The sequence below is a fragment of the Bradyrhizobium sp. CCGB20 genome, assembly GCF_024199855.1.
Lineage (GTDB): Bacteria > Pseudomonadota > Alphaproteobacteria > Rhizobiales > Xanthobacteraceae > Bradyrhizobium.
Map to the genome: position 1 here is coordinate 3773083 of NZ_JANADN010000001.1, position 17028 is coordinate 3790110.

General features: G+C 62.4%; 17 protein-coding genes. 7 read left to right on the forward strand and 10 right to left on the reverse strand.

The genetic code is table 11. The features are described 5' to 3' along the window. The first annotated feature begins 13 nt into the window (after nt 1–13). Complete coding sequence (locus NLM15_RS17165) at nt 14–739, forward strand: Crp/Fnr family transcriptional regulator (protein ID WP_254118247.1); 726 nt, start codon at nt 14–16, stop codon at nt 737–739. On the opposite strand, the gene atzF is transcribed toward NLM15_RS17165, so the two are convergent. Further along, entirely contained in the window at nt 736–2118 is a 1383-nt protein-coding gene (gene atzF / locus NLM15_RS17170; protein WP_254118248.1) for an allophanate hydrolase, read from the reverse strand. The two genes, NLM15_RS17165 and atzF, sit on opposite strands and share 4 nt — an antisense overlap. 985 nt (nt 2119–3103) lie before the next feature. Here atzF and NLM15_RS17175 point away from each other — a divergent pair. Beyond that, complete coding sequence (locus tag NLM15_RS17175) at nt 3104–3988, forward strand: alpha/beta fold hydrolase (protein ID WP_254118249.1); 885 nt, start codon at nt 3104–3106, stop codon at nt 3986–3988. A 38-nt stretch (nt 3989–4026) separates the two neighbouring features. Here NLM15_RS17175 and NLM15_RS17180 read toward each other — a convergent pair whose 3' ends face one another. From NLM15_RS17180 to NLM15_RS17205, 6 genes are all read right to left on the reverse strand, one after another. After that, nucleotides 4027–4536 (reverse strand): Lrp/AsnC family transcriptional regulator, encoded by a 510-nt coding sequence (locus NLM15_RS17180; RefSeq protein WP_254118250.1) that lies wholly within the window; start codon nt 4534–4536, stop codon nt 4027–4029. A gap of 45 nt (nt 4537–4581) precedes the next feature. Continuing rightward, a complete protein-coding gene (locus NLM15_RS17185) occupies nt 4582–4803 on the reverse strand; it encodes a hypothetical protein (protein ID WP_254118251.1) in 222 nt (73 codons plus the stop codon). A 144-nt stretch (nt 4804–4947) separates the two neighbouring features. Beyond that, nucleotides 4948–5274, reverse strand: coding sequence for a hypothetical protein (locus NLM15_RS17190; protein WP_254118252.1), 327 nt, complete (start codon nt 5272–5274; stop codon nt 4948–4950). Between the two features lie 9 nt (nt 5275–5283). Continuing rightward, nucleotides 5284–6099 carry a MetQ/NlpA family ABC transporter substrate-binding protein gene (locus NLM15_RS17195; protein WP_254118253.1) on the reverse strand — a complete coding sequence of 272 codons (816 nt, stop codon included), beginning with the start codon at nt 6097–6099 and terminating at the stop codon, nt 5284–5286. Nucleotides 6100–6138: 39 nt separating this feature from the next. Continuing rightward, nucleotides 6139–7482 (reverse strand): LLM class flavin-dependent oxidoreductase, encoded by a 1344-nt coding sequence (locus NLM15_RS17200; RefSeq protein ID WP_254118254.1) that lies wholly within the window; start codon nt 7480–7482, stop codon nt 6139–6141. A gap of 44 nt (nt 7483–7526) precedes the next feature. After that, entirely contained in the window at nt 7527–8363 is an 837-nt protein-coding gene (locus NLM15_RS17205; protein WP_254118256.1) for a class I SAM-dependent methyltransferase, read from the reverse strand. A gap of 374 nt (nt 8364–8737) precedes the next feature. Here NLM15_RS17205 and NLM15_RS17210 point away from each other — a divergent pair, with 374 nt between their 5' ends. From NLM15_RS17210 to NLM15_RS17230, 5 genes are all read left to right on the forward strand, one after another. Then, nucleotides 8738–10177, forward strand: a complete 1440-nt coding sequence (locus tag NLM15_RS17210; protein WP_254118257.1) for an FAD-dependent oxidoreductase — start codon at nt 8738–8740, stop codon at nt 10175–10177. 296 nt (nt 10178–10473) lie between these two features. After that, entirely contained in the window at nt 10474–11400 is a 927-nt protein-coding gene (locus NLM15_RS17215; RefSeq protein ID WP_254118258.1) for a TauD/TfdA family dioxygenase, read from the forward strand. Between the two features lie 21 nt (nt 11401–11421). Further along, complete coding sequence (locus tag NLM15_RS17220) at nt 11422–12480, forward strand: ABC transporter substrate-binding protein (protein ID WP_254118259.1); 1059 nt, start codon at nt 11422–11424, stop codon at nt 12478–12480. Then, entirely contained in the window at nt 12477–13352 is an 876-nt protein-coding gene (locus NLM15_RS17225) for an ABC transporter ATP-binding protein (RefSeq protein ID WP_254118260.1), read from the forward strand. The genes NLM15_RS17220 and NLM15_RS17225 overlap by 4 nt, the downstream gene beginning before the upstream one ends. Further along, nucleotides 13345–14211: an ABC transporter permease gene (locus tag NLM15_RS17230; RefSeq protein WP_254118261.1), complete on the forward strand. Its 867-nt coding sequence runs from the start codon at nt 13345–13347 to the stop codon at nt 14209–14211. Before NLM15_RS17225 ends, NLM15_RS17230 begins: the two co-directional genes overlap by 8 nt. Here NLM15_RS17230 and epsC read toward each other — a convergent pair. Genes epsC through NLM15_RS17245 form a run of 3 tightly spaced genes read right to left on the reverse strand, consistent with a single transcriptional unit; the run spans nt 14208 to nt 17006 of the window. Beyond that, nucleotides 14208–15152, reverse strand: a complete 945-nt coding sequence (gene epsC, locus NLM15_RS17235; RefSeq protein ID WP_254118262.1) for a serine O-acetyltransferase EpsC — start codon at nt 15150–15152, stop codon at nt 14208–14210. The genes NLM15_RS17230 and epsC overlap by 4 nt on opposite strands. A gap of 6 nt (nt 15153–15158) precedes the next feature. After that, the gene (locus tag NLM15_RS17240; RefSeq protein WP_254124269.1) at nt 15159–15731 is read right to left on the reverse strand and encodes a flavin reductase family protein; all 573 of its coding nucleotides are present in this window, start codon (nt 15729–15731) and stop codon (nt 15159–15161) included. Nucleotides 15732–15773: 42 nt separating this feature from the next. Then, nucleotides 15774–17006, reverse strand: a complete 1233-nt coding sequence (locus tag NLM15_RS17245) for an acyl-CoA dehydrogenase (protein WP_254118264.1) — start codon at nt 17004–17006, stop codon at nt 15774–15776. Nucleotides 17007–17028: the final 22 nt, after the last annotated feature.

The window sequence follows — 17028 nt, forward strand, 5'->3', positions numbered from 1 at the left end:
GGGGAGCGAGCAGATGTCAGCGGCAGGTCTCAGGAATACGACCGGCATCATGCTGGCGGGATCGGATGCTCTGGTCGGGTCGCTGCCCGGCTTGTTGGATCCGCTGTGTGAGGCTGACCGGAGTCGTGTCCTCGCCATCGGCCGCGAGGAGGTCCTGCAGGCAGGCAAGCATGTCTGGCGGCAGGGCGACCTACAGAACGGCATTTATCTGATCGAAGAGGGGCGTATTCGCAGCTACTACGCGGCTCCTTCCGGACGTGAGGTGACGCTGGCCTATTGGTTCGCCGGCAATTTTGTCGGCGGCCCGGATCTGTTCGGTACCGGTGCCCACGTATGGTCTTCGGTTGCGGTGGAGCGGAGCCAAGTGACGTTTTTGCCCGGCCCAGCCCTACGCGCGCTAGCGCTTCAATCGGCCAGCATCGCGGTCGCTCTCCTGGATGCACTCGCGTTCAAGGCAAGGTGCTACTCGGCCATGGCGCAAATGCTGGGGACCCGCTCGGTTACCGAGCGGTTGCATCGTCTGTTGGTTTTTCTCTCGAAGATCTACGGCTCGCAGCAAGGCCGTGAGATCGTGATCGGGATCCCGTTCACGCATGGTGATCTCGCCAATCTGATCGGCTCAACCCGCCAATGGGTTACGGTGCAGCTTTCTCGCATGCAGGCAAGGGGCGTCATCCGTTATCATCGGGGCCTGATTGTGATCCTCAATCTACGCGCTCTCGATCTCGAAGTCGTCTAAGGCGCGGCCTTCTGATATTCTTTTAGATCGAACTGTGCAGCCTTCGCATCGGGCAGCCATCGCTCGGCAAGGTCGAGAAGAGCGTGGTCACGCCACGCAGGCGCCAGCAAAGTGATGCCCATCGGCATCCCGTTGACGAGCGTTGCGTTGGGAACTGCCACCGCGCACAAGTCCACGAGATTGGCAAAATAAGAGTAGTAACCGAGGCGACTATTGAGCGTGATAGGATCTTCCATCATCTCCGAGATCGTGAAGGGGCGTGGTGCGGTAGGTACCACCAGGACATCGATCTCCTCGAAAAGCGATTGGATCTGCCGTCGCAGCTTCAAGAGCAGATGTTGCGCGGCGAACGCATCTATTGCGGAAAACCGGGCAGCTGCGCTCAGCACGTTGCGGGTGACTTCAAGCAGTTCGCCATGATCGATGTCGAGGAGCTTACTGATCGCAGCATGACGTTCAGCAATCCAAGGCCCTGAGAAGAGCATTTCACCGGCTTCGGCGAAGGGCGTGAAGTCAATCTGTCTGGCTTGACCTCCCAGTCCCGAAAGCCTCGCGCAGGCCTGCCTGTAGAGGTCATTACATTCCGGCATGCCGAATGAATTCAGATGACCGACCGAGACCTGGCCGAACCGGAATTTGCGAGGAGATGGGGAGGACGAGGCAATCCGTTGGCGGCTAAAAGGATCGGCGTCGTCGAATCCTTCGATCAACCCGAGCAGAATTCGACCTTCGGCAATGGAATTGCAGAAAATCGAGGGACAATCGAGCGTCGGACAGTTCGGCACAAGCCCCCGGGACGAGACGAGGCCGACGGTTGGCTTGATCCCAATGATCCCATTGAAGCCTGCGGGAATCCGGCCCGAGCCGCCGGTATCAGTGCCGAGAGCGAAGGCAACATGGCCGGATGCTACAGCAGCAGCCGAACCGGAACTCGAACCGCCGGAAATATACAGATCGTTAGCAGCGCTGGAACAGGTGCCATAGGGGGAGCGGGTGCCGGACAGTCCGGTTGCGAATTGATCCAGGTTGGTTTTGCCAAGACAGATCGCACCAGCGGCCGTCAATCTCTCGACGCATCTGGCCGATTGCGCAGCCACATATTCGAATGACGGACAGGCTGCTGTCGTTGGCATGTCCTCGACGTCAATATTATCCTTGACGCCGAATGGCACGCCAAGGAGCGGCAGGACTTCACCCTTCTCCGCTCGCTGTACAAGGGCATCAGCCTCGGCCAGCGCTTCTTCTATGGGCCGCACATAGATCCAGCAGTTGCGGCGCCGGTCCCGTTCGATCCGCTCATAGACGGTTGTAATGATGGAGGCTAACTCGGCAGGCGAACGTAGAGGCCGACTCTGCGCGGATAAGATAGCTTGCGGCACGGAATGAAACTCCTGAGGGGCATGACCCCATAAATACGAAGCCGCTCCCAGCAGTGAAAGCAACTAAGCGCCTCTGCCGCTCCGGCGGGACTCGAACCTGCAACCAGACTGTTATGAGCGGCGGGACATCGATCAGCTTCGTTGAATTTCCTGCGCTTTTCGTGGAATTCGGCCACGTTCGCTGCGCTTCACTTGCGCATTCGCCAACGCACCAATTGGGTCAGGTCGAAAAGAAGCCCTATCGGATAGAGGTGTCGAAATCGGTTCGTCACCATTCGACACTGCTCTTTCGTTTGCCGTTCCTCCATGGTGGCGTCCGCGCGCAGCGAGATCTTGCCGAGGCTGCGGACGGCTTGGCGATCACGCGCTTTCGGTCGCTATACTATTTCCGCAAAAATAGTATAACGGGAGCGAGCTGGAAGAAATTGTGGTAATAGATTGAAATCTCAAGACTATCTCTTCTCCGTGGCCCCCATGATGGATTGGAGCGAGAATTTAAGTTTTTCAACTGGTTAGAGGTCGGCGTGTGCGCCACGTGTGCACCGGGAGATCAAGAAAAATCTTGCGTCAACCAACGTGAGCAAAGTCCTCTGAAACGGAGCGGGCAGTTCTGGAAACACAACATGCTGGAACAGCTACGACTGCGACCTACTATCCCATCAGCGACGCGGCGCACTGGGATCGGAGGGCCATGTTTCACGCCTTCATGCGTCCCCCAAATCGATCATTTGGCGGCGCTTCACTCAAGGTCGGCGAGGATTGGATCGGCAGACTGCCGTTGATGGGATCCAACAGCTGTGTTTTAGGGGAGAACGGGCAAGGAAGTCGGCAGAAAGCGGAAAACTATGTGCCGGTCAACTCGTTCAGGGGGGCCGGGCGACAGACGAGTTGCAAAATTGGGCTACCCTGCGCGAAGCGTTGACATCGCTCTACGGCCGCTGAATGCGGGTAGATCATCAGGAAGCAAATCGGGGCGAGGCCAGTCATGTTCAACGGCTTCGAGCGACATGACATCCGGACCGATGGCGCGACGATTGCCGCGTTCATAGGCGGGAGCGGTCCTCCGCTGCTGCTTCTCCACGGCTATCCGCAGACACACGTCGCCTGGCATCGCATTGCTCCCGTTCTGGCGCGCGACCACACCATTGTCGCTACGGATCTGCGGGGATATGGCGACAGCCGCGGGCCGCAGCAGGCCGACGCCTCGGCCTACTCCAAGCGCACGATGGCGCGCGATCAGGTCGCGGTCATGAAGCAATTCGGGTTTGATCGCTTTGCCGTCGTCGGACACGACCGCGGTGCCCGGGTCGGATACCGGTTGGCATTGGATCACCCTGGAGCCGTACGGGCCTTCGTGTCCTTGACCGTCATTCCAACCAGCGAAGTCTGGGCGCGTGCCGGCAGGGATTTTGCGCTCGGCGCCTATCACTGGCTGTTGTTCGCGCAACCCTATGACTTGCCGGAACGGCTGTTGAGCGGAGACCCCGATTTCTTCCTGGACCGGACGTTGCGAAGAATGACCAAGGAGTTTGGTTGCCTGTCGGACGAAGCGCTCTCGGTCTATCGAGAAGCATTCCGGAGACCGGACGTGCGGCATGCAATGATGCAGGACTATCGCGCCGGAGCCACGATCGACCATGAGCACGACCTCGCCGATCGTGCTGCCGGGCGCACTCTCGATTGCCCCGTGCTGGTGCTATGGGAGCAAGGCCGCTTCAGCGAAACGGATTCGCCGCTCCAGATCTGGAGGAACTGGGCCGCCGATGTCGAGGGCTGGGCCATCCCCGGCGGTCATCTCCAGCCGGAAGAACAGCCTGAGGCCGTGCTCGCCGCCGTCAAGCCATTTCTCTCGCGGTACGCAACGGTCTGACGGCAAGGCCACGGGCCGCGTTCATCGCGTGTGAGATCTCAATCCGCCGCCAACGGCGGAACCGGCAGCGCCGTGATCGACTTGATCTTCTCCATCGCAAAGCGCGAGGTGACGTTCTTGAGCGGAACGGCGTGGATCAGCTTCTTGTAGAATACGTCGTAGCTTTGCATGTCCGGGATGACGACGCGCAGCATGTAGTCGACATCGCCGGCCATCCGGTAGAACTCCATGACCTCCGGCATTGCGCTGACCGCCGTGGCAAAACGCTTCAGCCAGGCATCGGAGTGATCGGAGCTTTCCACCGAGACGAACACCGAAAGGCCGAGGCCGATCTTGTTCTGATCGACCAGCGCAACACGCTTCAGGATGATGCCGTCGGCCTCGAGCCGCTGGATCCGTTTCCAGCACGGCGTCGAGGACAAGCCGACCCGGTCGCCGATTTCAGCCACCGAGAGCGCGGCATCCTCCTGAAGCACCGTCAGGATCTTGCGGTCGATGGCATCCAGGCGGCGGCCGGTCTCGGCGAGCTGCAGCGCAGCGTCGGTCATGTCAAAAACCTCAGTGTGATGGAAAGTTGGACGCGTTGTCTGGCGTCAGCCGTGAGGCCCGAACAGGAAGATCTCGTAGAGATCGTCTTGCTTGTCGTCCGGGCCGCCTGTCCGCGGCCGCGGCGAGCGCTGGAACCATCCGCGTGCCTGTTCGATCAAACGAGCGAAGCCTGATTGCAGCGAGATGACGTAGCTCATGTTCACTCCGGACAACGGTGTAGGGCGAGAACTCGGAAAAGCTATCACGTCGGCGATGGCGTTGAACATTGCTACTCACGCGTCGGGATCAGTTTGGTTGAATCATGCTGGCGTCGTTGCGAGCGCGGTTGGAAAATTGCACGCTGCTTGGCAGCTGTGGATGATTTTGATGCTCACCGCCTCGGGGAAGGCATGAAAGGCATAGCCTTGCCGCTAGTCAGCCGTCATTAGCGCGAGCACGTCGGCTTGTTGGAGCCGCGGCACTGAACCCAGGTTCGACGGCCTGCGGCATAATGCCGACGCCGGATAGAGCATGGGCATGCCCATGCCTCCGGATACGAGATACGGCAAGGCGTCGTTGGCTCGTCCATTCAAATGTGCGCCTGTCATGATGCCCAGCGCGAACAGGAACACGATCAGCAGGACCAACGGGAAGATCAAAGCCTCGCGGATGTGGAGCTGATCAGTCACCGCTCGCGCGTCGATCGCGCGCTCGGCGACGGAACGACGGCCCGCCCATTCAAGCGTGAATTCGAACATGCGCTCCGCTCACTTCATGTAGTCAGGCAAGGTGAAACCGTCGTAGAACCGGTCGGCGTGGATCGCGGCCCTGAACGCAGGCGACTTGTAGCCGGCGACGATGTCCTGCGCCCATTCGGCGTTGGCATTCGCCTTCTTCACGGCGAGCACATTGATATAGGGCGTTGTCATCTTCTCGAGCGCGAAGGCGTTGGTCAGCTTCAGCCCGCTGAAGATCGCGAAATTGCCCTGGATGGCGGCGAAGTCGACGTCGTCGAGCGCGCGCGGTGCCTGCGCGGCCTCGAGCGGGACCAGCTTGATGCCGCCGGGATTCTTGACGACATCGAGCTCGGTGACGTCGACGGGCTTGCTGTCGCGAATCTCGATCAGGCCGAGATCGCGCAACACCCAGAGTGCGCGCTGCAGATTGACCGGATCGTTTGGCACGGCGACGCTGGAGCCCGGCTTGATCGGCGAACCCAGCTGGTGCTTCTTCGAATAGAGGCCCATCGGTGGTGTCGGGACGTGGACGATGCCGACGAGATCGGTCTTCTGACGCTCGTTGTAAGACTCGAGGAAGATCGTGTGCTGCATCACATTGGCATCGATCTCGGACTTGAACACCGCGTTATTGGCTTCGAGCCCCGTCGAGAACTCGACATAGCGGATCTTGTAGCCCTTCTTCTTCAGCTCCGGCTCGACGCCGATCTTGAACTCGTCGATGTAGGGACCCGGCACGAAGCCAACCCGCAACTCCGGCTTCGCGGGTTGCTGTGCCGAGACATTTCCGGCAGCGAAGGGGGAGAGAGCCAAAAGGCCGGAGAGGAGAAACAACGCTGTCTTCATTTTCACTTGCTGAGCTTGAGTTCTGAATGGGGGATGCGGTTAGGCGATCGCCTTGACCGCGTTGGAGTAGATGCTGGCCGGGCGCGCAAGGCCGTAGTGCTCGCGCAGCGTCGTGCCGGTATAATCCTGACGGAACAGGCCGCGCTTGCGCAGGATCGGGACCACCTGCTCGGCGAAAATATCGAGGCCGCCGGGCAGCCAGGGCGGCATCACGTTGAAGCCGTCCGCGGCGCCATTTTCGAACCAGGCCTGGATGTTGTCCGCGATCTTTTCGGGCGTGCCGGCGATGACCCAGTGGCCGCGCGCGCCGGCGAGGCGTTGGACGAGCTGGCGGATGGTCGGCTTCTCGCGGTCGACAATATCGACGACGAGCTTGAAGCGGCTGGCTACGCCGCGCGCGCTCGCCGTGTCGATGAGATGGCGGGGAACGGGGCCGTCGAGGTCGTAGCCGGTGAGATCGACGCCGATCATCTGGCGCAGCTGGGTCAGGGAATATTCGGGCTGGATCAGTGCGTTGAATTCCTCTTCCAGTCGGTCGGCCTCGGCTTGCGTGCTGCCGATGAACGGACTGATGCCGGGCAGGATCTTGATCTCGTCGGGGCCACGGTCGAAGGTGCGGGCCTGGCGCTTGATGTCTTCATAAAAGGCCTTGGCCGAGTCCAGCGTCTGGTGTGCGGTGAAGATCGCCTCTGCATAACGGGCGGCAAAGGCGCGGCCGTCGTCGGAGGCGCCGGCCTGCACATAGACCGGCCGGCCCTGCGGCACGCGCGAGATGTTCAGCGGGCCACGGACGCGAAAGTGCTTGCCGACATGGTCGAGCGTATGGATCTTGCTGGTGTCGGCGAAGATGCCGGAGGCTGGGTCGTTGACGAGCGCGTCGTCCTCCCAGCTGTCCCAGAGCCGCGAGATCACATCGAGATACTCGCGGGCGCGCTCGTAGCGTTCATGATGCGGGGGGTGTTCGGGCAGGCCAAAATTCTGCGCGGCCTGCGGCGCGCTGGTGGTCACGATATTCCAGCCGGCGCGGCCCTGGCTCAGATGGTCGAGCGAGGCAAACAGGCGTGCGAGGTTGTAGGGCTCGGTATAGGTGGTTGACGCGGTCGCGATGAGGCCGATGCGCTTCGTGACTGCGGCGATCGCGGCCAGCCATGTGATCGGTTCGAAGCGAAAGCGCTGGGCATAGCGGACGTTGTCGGCGAGGGCCGGCCCGTCGGCAAAGAAGATCGCATCGAATTTGCTGGCCTCGGCCCGCTGCGCCAACTCCTGATAGAAGGTGATGTCGAGGATGCGTTCCGCCGACGATCCCTTGTAACGCCACGCGGCTTCGTGATGGCCGCCGGGGTAGATGAAAAGATTGAGAACAAGCTGCCGTTGGTTGCTCATGGTTCGAATGTCCAGGTGCGATGGCCGGATAGAGACGCGAGCGGCTATGAGACGGAAGGGGTTGTTTGCGGCGCCGGCTTTCGCGCGAAGGCGAAGCGCAGATAGCGCTCTAGGCGCAGGCCCTCCGGGATACGCTTCGCTTCGAGCAGCGCAGCAAAGGCCGCGTCGATCTGTGTCCGTTCTGCCGGTGAGAAGGCGGCAAGGAAATTGCCGAATGCGCTGGCCTCAGACCATTTGAGCACTGAGGTCACGTTCTGGTGGAGATCGACCAGCGAGCGCAGGTCGCTGCGGTAGTCGACGAAGCCAGTCTCGGCGAACAGCGTCTTGAGCTCGTCGTCGGTCGCCCCGAGCACCCGTTGCGACTCGCCGCTTCTCTCGCCGAACCCGGCCCGTTCGATTGCCTGGCGAAGCAGGGTTCGCGACTCGTGAGGTTTGCTCGGATCCTGAACGTTCAGCCCGATCCGGCCGCCCGGCTTGAGGACGCGCTCGATCTCGCGCAGCGCCAGCCGCTTGTCCGCGATCCAGTGGAAAACGCTGTTGAGGTAGACGGCGTCGAATTCCGCGGGTCCAAAGCGCGAAAGGTCCTCGGCGCGGCCGACATCGAAGGTCAGTGTCTCCGAGGCACGCAGGCGCGCGATGGCGATCCGGTTCTCCAGCGGGTCGATGCCGATCACGCGGCCGGTCGGGCCGGCAAGTCCCGCGACGAACTCGGTCAGGCGGCCAGTGCCGGCACCGATATCGAGTACGCGGTCTCCGGACTTCAGGGACAGCGGGCCTATGAGGAATTTGCCGTGGTGAAACTGAAGGATGCTGGCCTGCTCGTAGGTGTGTGCAAGCTCGGGCGAGTCCCGTTCAAGGCTGATGACGCCGGCGGTCGACATCGTTCTGTCCAAAATCTCCTGCAGCCGCCGAGGCGACTTTGATCGAGACGAACTCTATGTTGCCCGGGTGAGAAAAGTCGATGAAATGGATTTGCGTTGTTCGGTGCAACGCGAGCATGAATCTAGCGGCGGGAGCGCATTAAGTAGATGATGTCACAAACCGATCGTCTCAACAGAAAGTAGTCGCTGCGAACGAATGTCGCGTCGCGCTTCTGGGTTGCTCGGCGCTGTCGACGCAAATCGTTCGACGCGCCGTGACGTCATGGTGAGTTCGTTGTTCGAGCCCGCAAACAAAACCAATTCCATTTCATTGACTGAGCGTCGTTGGCTTCTACGATTTGGTCGCATCTGATGCAGACAAATCCGGGTGCAACATGTTTCAATCCGATATCGACGACGCGGCTCGCGAGACCTTGCGATTGATTGGTCCAGATCCGCAGAACTGGGTCCCGGATCGTCACGCGATTGATCACAACGTCGCGGTCATCGGCGGCGGGCAATCCGGAAGCGCTTTTGCCTTCGCATTGCGCCGCGCCGGCATCGGCAAGGTCACGGTGATCGATGCTGCAAGTGACGCGGCCTCGTCCGGCCCGTGGCTGAGCAGCGCGCGCATGCACAAGCTTCGCACGCCTAAAAGCCTGCCGGGACCGGAGCTTGATCTGCCCGGGTTGAGCTTTCAGGCCTGGTATGAGGCGCGCCATGGCGCGGCTGCATACGAGGCGATCGATCGAATTGCTCGTGTGGACTGGGCAGCCTATCTCGACTGGTATCGCAAGACGCTTGGCATCGAGGTGCGCTACCGGACGAGGCTTCTCCGCATCGAACCGGTGCAGGATCACCTGCGGCTTCATCTCGACGTCGGCGGTGAGGCGAGAACCGAAACCGCCCGTAAGATCATCCTGGCCAGCGGTTTTCCGAGCAACGGCGGTCCGTCCATTCCCGAGGTGCTCTCGCGCCATCTGCCCAAGGAGCTCTATGCACATACCCTGGAGGCGATCGATTTCGGCAAGCTGCGCGACAAGTCGGTAGCGGTGCTGGGCAGCGCGGCGTCCGCGTTCGACGCTGCGGCGGTTGCACTCGAAGGCGGGGCGAGGGAGGTGCATCTGTTCGCGCGCCGCGACAGGATTGCGTCGGAGCCCGTGATCAGGACGCGTGGATATCCTGGTGCATACGACAATTACGGGGCGCTGCCGGATGCGCTGCGCTGGCATCAGGCCATTCGTTTCCGCCGCGCCGGGTCGACGCCGCCGCCCGACGCGATCGCACGCGTGGTCAAATCCCCGAACTTCCACCTGCATCTGGCGGCGCCGTGGACCTCAGCCAGGCCGTTCGGGCGGCGGCTGCTTGCGACCACGTCGCAGGGCGATATCGCATTCGATTTCGTCATCGCCGGTACGGGCTACCAGGTCGATCTCGCCAGACGGCCGGAGCTCGTCGCCTTTTCCCACGAGATCCTGCTATGGCGTGACCGCTTCTCGCCGGCAGCGGGCGAGCAGGACGATTTCCTCGGTGCGCACCCTTATCTTGGCGCGGGGCACGAATTCCTGGAGAAGGAGCCGGGCCGTGCACCTTACTTGCGGAACATTCACGTGTTCAACCCGGCGGCCTTCGTCAGCTTCGGCCTGCCGATCGGAGACGTGCCGAGCTTCAAGCGCGATATTCCAGGCGTCGTTGCGCGGATCAGCCGCGATCTATTCCTCGACGACCTTCCCGCGCATGAGGGGCGGATCAACGGGCCCATCGCCGACGATTTCGAGCCGTCGCTCTATGCGTCGGCCGTCTGGCGGTCGCCGAACATCGTCGCGGCGGAATAGAGGAGAGCGCAAGTCGCAACTGGACAAGCCATGACCATGGTGCGTCTGTTTTCTACTTGCTTCGAACTTTGGAAGCTATTTCCGAAGTCGTTGAGTTAGCATCGTGTGACTGAACAAGAGCTGCATGGATGCAGCTCTCACGGAAAGGTCCCGCCAGACGGGATTGCCGCCAGAGCAGACGGCAGTCCTGCAAGAGGATCGATCGCAACATCACTGTCATTCACTCCGCCGTCGCAGCAGCGATCGGCGAACGGCGGAGCCTTGTCCAAATGGATCGCGGTCTCGGGGAAGATGACATGACTGACGGAATCACCATCGACAACGTCATTCCGCGTGCGGATATCGTCAAGCGGTCCGCCCGTATCGGCGCGGAGATCAGGAACATCAAGCTCTCGGGCGATCTTCCGGATCGGACGATTGCAGCGATCAATCAGGTGCTGCTTGAACACAAGGTGATCTTCTTCCGCGACCAGGGTCATCTGGACGACGCCGAGCAGGAGCGGTTTGCCGTCCGGCTCGGCAAGCTGGTGCCGCATCCGACGGTCGGCGCAACCAAGGGAACGGCGTCGATCCTCGAACTTGATTCCGGGCGAGGCGGCGGCCGCGCGGACCAGTGGCACACCGACGTCACCTTCGTCGATGCCTATCCCAAGATTTCCGTCCTGCGCGGGGTCGTAATCCCTGAGTTCGGCGGCGACACGATCTGGTCGAATACGGCCGCGGCCTATCTCGACCTGCCGGCTCCGCTGCGCAAGCTCGCGGATGAACTCTGGGCCGTGCACAGCAATGCCTACGACTACGCCGTGAAGACGCGGGCGAGCAAAGCCGACAGGAAGCACTTCGAGGAGGTCTTCACCGGGACGATCTATGAGACCGAGCACCCGGTCGTTCGCGTCCACCCCGAAACCGGCGAGCGGACGCTGGTGCTCGGCAACTTCGTCCAGCGCTTCGTCGGCCTGCCGAAATATGACGGCCAGAAGCTGTTCGACCTGTTCCAGTCGCACATCACCGCGCCGGAGAACACCGTGCGGTGGAGCTGGAGACAGGGGGACGTCGTGATCTGGGACAATCGTGCGACCCAGCACTACGCCGTTAATGATTATGGCGATCAGCATCGCGTCGTGCGCCGCGCGACCATCGATGGCGAGGTGCCTGTTAGCATCGACGGCCGCCAGAGCGTGACCCGCATCAAGTCGGCCAAGCCGCAAGCCAAGGCCGCCTGAGGCGGGTAAGGAGTGAACACGATGAGAATTGCTATCTCCACACTACGCCGCCTGGTTGCCGGTTTGCGTGCAAGAGGCCGTCAACTCGGCCTTACCGCTCTTGGCCTGATCGGTCTCGTCGGAAGTGCCATGGCCGAGCCGCAGCTCGAGAAGACCGAGATCCGCTACCAGGGCTGGGCCGGCCAGGTCACATTCATCGAGCTCGCCGACGACCTCGGCTATCTGGCTCCGCTCAAGCTCAAATGGATCGGCAACACCATCAGCGGTCCGCAGGACATCCAGACCGTCGTCACCGGCGATATCGACATCGGCGGCGCTTTTTACGGTGCGATCATCAAGCTGATCGCCGCCAAGGCGCCGATCAAGGCGGTGGTCGGGTACTACGGTTCGGACGACAACACCTACAACGGCTACTATGTGAAGGAGGACAGCCCGATCAAATCCGCGCGGGATCTGATCGGCAAGAAGGTCGCCGTCAACACGCTGGGTGCGCATCTCGAATTCGTGCTGCGCGAATATCTGGCCCGCAACGGCCTGACGCCGGCGGAAGCAAAACAGGTGACGCTGGTCGCGATCCCACCGGTCACGGGCGAGCAGGCGTTGCGGCAGGGACAGGTTGAGGTCAGCACGCTCAACGGCGTGCTGCGCGACAAGGCGCTGGAACGCGGCGGCATCCGGAGGCTGTTTGCGGATACCGACATCTTCGGCAACTTCACTGGCGGCTCCTATGTGCTGCGGGACAAGTTCATCAAGGACAACCCGAACACTTCGCGCAAGCTGATCGAAGGCATCTCCCGTGCCATCGCCTGGGCGCAGACCACGCCGCCGGAAGAGGTTCGGGCCCGCTTTGAGCGCGTCATCGCCGAGCGCAAGCGCAACGAGGACGCAACGCCCATCAAATACTGGAAGAGCACGGGTGTCGCGACCAAGGGCGGCGTGATCGGCGATGCCGAACTCCAGGTCTGGGTCGACTGGCTGGTGAAGGATGGTCTCCTGAAGCAGGACCAGCTCAAACCGTCCGATCTCTACACCAACGCGTTCAACTACTTCCGCCCCGGCAAGACCGCGGAGGCCAAATGACCACGGCCAAGATCCGCTTTGAGCATGTGCGGAAGGAATTCCTGGTCCGCGGTAAGGATGGCGGGCCGACGGAGCGCTTTACCGCGCTGGAAGATATCGAGCTGGACGTTCGTGCCGGCGAATTCCTGGCGTTGGTCGGGCCGAGTGGATGCGGCAAGTCGACCCTGCTGGACCTGCTCGGCGGGCTGACGACGCCGAGCAGCGGGCGCATCCTCCTCGACGGCAAGCCCATCGAGGGGCCGGCGCGCGACCGCGGCATCGTGTTCCAGCAATATGCGCTGTTTCCCTGGCGCACGGCCGCGCAGAACGTCGAGTTCGGGCTCGACATTGCCGGCCTGAAAGCCAGGGAGCGGCGGGAGAGGGCACTGCATTACCTCGACTTGGTCGGACTGTCCGGCTTCGCCAACCGCTATCCGCACGAGCTCTCCGGCGGCATGAAGCAGCGCGTCGCGATCGCCCGCAGCCTTGCTTATGACCCCGAGGTTCTGCTGATGGACGAGCCGTTCGCGGCCCTCGATGCGCAGACGCGCGAGACACTGCAGGGCGAGTTGCTGCGAATCTGGCGCAGCACCGGAAAGACCATCCTGTTCATCACGCACGGCATCGACGAGGCCGTCGTCCTCGGCCAGCGCGTTGCCGTCATGACCTCGCGTCCTGGCCGTATCAAGCAGGTCGTCGATATCCCCGACGAGCTGCACAGCGAGACCGAAGACGTCCGCTCGCTGCCCCGGTTCGGGCAGGTCAGGCACGAGGTCTGGTCCTTGCTGCGCGACGAGGTGCTGAAGGCGCAAGGGTCGCAAGCGCAAGGATCGCAGGTGCGCGCTCCGGACGGCGAGCGCGGCGCAAAGGCGAAGGAGCTGGCCCATGTCTAATCTGGAGATCCTGACGCTGCTGGAGTTGGCCGAGGGGAGCCCGAAAGACCGCGCCAGGCAACGCGCCGGCGCGCTGGCCGCAGCCACGGGCGGCGTCGCGCGATGGTTCGGCGCCATCGGGCAGAGATCCCTGCTGCTGCTCTTGTTTCTCGCCCTCTGGGAGACGGCGCCGCGACTCGGCCTGATCGACCAGACGTTCCTGCCGCCGTTCTCCGAGGTGATCGCCGCGGGCTGGCAGCTCGCGCAGAGCGGAGAGCTCTATGACGACGTCGGCGCCAGCCTGCTACGCGCGCTCAGTGGCTTCCTGATCGCCATCGCCCTGTTCGTGCCGCTGGGTGTGCTGACGGGATGGTATGCCCGGCTCGGCGATCTCCTCAACCAGATCATCGAAATCGCGCGCAACACGGCACCGCTTGCGTTGCTGCCGGTCTTCATCCTGCTGCTGGGAATCGGTGAGCTCTCGAAGGTCTCGATGGTGATCTATAGCTGCGCCTGGCCGCTGCTGCTCAATACCATCGCGGCCGTCCGCCAGGTCGATCCGCTGCTGGTCAAGTCGGCACGGACGATGGGCGCGACGCCAAGCCAGCTGTTCCGGAAAGTGATCCTGCCGGCGTCGCTGCCGACGATCTTCGTCGGCATTCGGCTCGCGAGCGCATCCGCGATGCTGGTGCTGGTGGCCTCCGAAATGGTCGGCGCGAAATCCGGCCTCGGCTATCTCATCATCAACAGCCAGTACAGCTTTCTGATCCCGCAGATGTATTTCGGCATCCTCGGCATCACCGTGATTGGCCTTGTCTTCAACGCGATCCTCGAGGCGCTGGAACGCCGCCTGACGCGCTGGAAGGCGCCGGCTGTCTAGCTCTGCTTGTTGCGGGCCGTAGCCTGGGTGACCATGCTGTTCGGCGGCACGTCCTGGGTCACCCAGACGTTGCCGCCGATGGTCGAGCCCCGGCCGATCGTGACCCGGCCGAGAATGGTGGCGCCGGCATAGATTACGACATCGTCCTCGACGATCGGATGCCGCGCGTCGCCCTTGATCAGATGGCCGTCGTCATCGGTCGGAAAGTGCCGGGCGCCGAGCGTCACGGCCTGGTAGATTCGGACATTGTCACCGATGATGGCGGTCTCGCCGATGACGACGCCCGTGCCATGATCGATGAAGAAGCCGGAGCCGATGCTGGCGCCGGGATGAATGTCAATGCCGGTCCTTGTGTGCGCGATCTCCGCGACCAGGCGAGCAATCAGGCGCGCGCCGAACTGATGGAGAATGTGGGCGAGGCGATGATGGATGATCGCGGTCATGCCGGGATAGCCGATCAGAATCTCCGGAAAGTTCCTGGCGGCGGGGTCGCCAACGAAGGCGGCGCGGAGGTCGCTGATGATCAGCCCGCGGACATCGGCAAGCTGCGAGGCGAATCGGCGCGTCAGCTCGATCGCGTCCTGACGCTCGAAGCCGGGTACGAGCTCGTCCCCGATGAACAGCGCAGCGCGGTGAACCTGGTCGCAGAGGCCGTCGAGTGCGATGCTCAGGCGGTTGCCGACGAAATAGTCGATATTCTCGCCGTCGAGATCGAACTGGCCGTAGTGGCGGGGGAACAGTGCTTCAGTGAAGCCGTCCAAGATCGACTGGAGCGCCTCGCGCGACGGCGCGCGGCGGGCCTCGCCATCCCGGCGAATGCTGTGGGTCTCCTCGCGGGAGACACGGAGTGCCGCGACGAGTTGCTCGAGCTGCCAGCGCTTCTGGGCCGGGCTATCGGGGCCGCGATCGTCGGATGGTTTGCGTGATAATTCGTGCTTCATCCCATCTCATCTGACATGTGCCAGGGGAATGCTGATCTCGGCGAGAAGATCGAGGTCGAAATCGTGGTTGATCTCGATGTACTGGCCGTTCCAGTACACCAGCCCGGAGAGGTGGGGCGACAGCTCGAAGCTCAAGAGACTGCCGACGATGATTCCATGCGAATAGCGCTCGATGATCTCCTCGACCCGGCATTCGACGGTCGCCAGCGAGTTTCCAAGGAGTGGCACGCCCGAGGTTCCGGCAGACCAGGCAATGCCCTCGAAGCGCTGCGAGCCCTTGAGGCGGGCGTTGCTGAAGCGGTCTGCCAGATCCTGCTGGTCAGAGCCGAGGATGTTCACGCCGAACGTACCGAAGCGCTCGATCAATGCGAAGGATGACGCCTGGCGATTGACGCTGACCAACACACGCGGCGGGCTTGCGCTTAAGGAGGTGAGCGACGTGACCGTCATGCCCGTGATGTCGTCGTCACGCCCGGCAGTGATGATGCTGACGCCGCCGGCGAGGCGGCGCATGACCCCGCGGAACTGACGCTCGATCTCATTGCTGTCAGTGACAAGATGGATATCGGATCTTCCCATATCCGTTTCTCCCTGGGGCGGACCCTCGCGCGCCGGCATGGCTTAAAAGAAGCCCTTTGCCGGCAACGGCGTGCCATTGATCTCGTGCTCACCGATCGAACGCGCCTTGTAGGTGGTCGGATTGTGCGAGGAGAGCGTTCGCGCATTGCGCCAGTGACGGTCGAAATTGGTGACTTTCTTGGTCGCCGAGGCGCCGCCGACGTCGAACAGCAGGCTGCCGCCGCGGATCGCGAAATCATCGGCAATGATCTTGGCCTTGGCCGACAGCAGCGCGGCGGTGTGGGCCGCCTCCGTGGCGTTCGACGCGCCGGCGTCAAACGCGTCGGTCGCGACATCCAGCGCTTCGGCGGCGGCAAGCACGACCGTCTCGGCCGCAAAAGCGCCGCTGGCGATCTGGCCCACCGTCTGCTGCAGAAGCGGATCATCGGTCGGGATTTCGGTCGGGGCATAGTAGAACGTGCGCTTGCGCGAACGCACGAGCGCGGTGGCGTCCCGCAAGGTCGCGCGCGCAATCCCCGCGACGATCGCGGTCAGGAAGAGTTGGGCAAACGTGTTGGAATAGGGAACGCCGTAGCCGCCGTCGCGCGTGTCGAACACGACTTCCTGCCGCTTGATCCTGACGTTGCGGAAGTGGGTCGTTCCGGTGGCTGTGAGCCTCTGGCCGAGACCGTCCCAATCGTCGACCAGCTCGATGCCCTCGCGCTTGATCGGAACGATCGTCGCGCTGGTCGCTCCCGAAGGATCGGCCGCGCGGACCAGGACGAAATCGGAGTAGAGAGTGCCGGTGCTGTAGTATTTGGTGCCGTTCAGCAGGAAATCGCCGCTCCCGTCAGGCGTAAACGTCGTGCCGGGCGTCACATTGCCGACGCGCGGGCTTTCGAGCTCGGTCGTCGCAAGCCCAATGATCGCGCCCTCGGCGACGGCCTTCTGCCACTCGCGGCTCTGATCGTCCTTGGGGGTCCGCACCAGCCGCTCAACCACGCTGAAATGGTTGCGCAGGATATGGGCCACGTTCGCATCGGCCTCGCCGAGGCGGATGACGAAAGCGAAAAGATCGCGGATCGTGCTGCCGGCACCGCCAGCGGCGATGGGCAGCCGCAAGGCACCGAGGCGGCCGCGACGAATGAGGTCGATGACATCGAAGGGCAGCACACGGTCGCGCTCGCGCGCGCTCGCGCCATCGGCGATCTGGTTGAGCAGCGCCTCCAGTTCCGGCGAGCCTGTCTTGAGTGGCTCGGATGTCGTCAAGGACGGGGCAGAAACGGTCTTGTTCATGATTGGCCTGTTGGTCACGTTC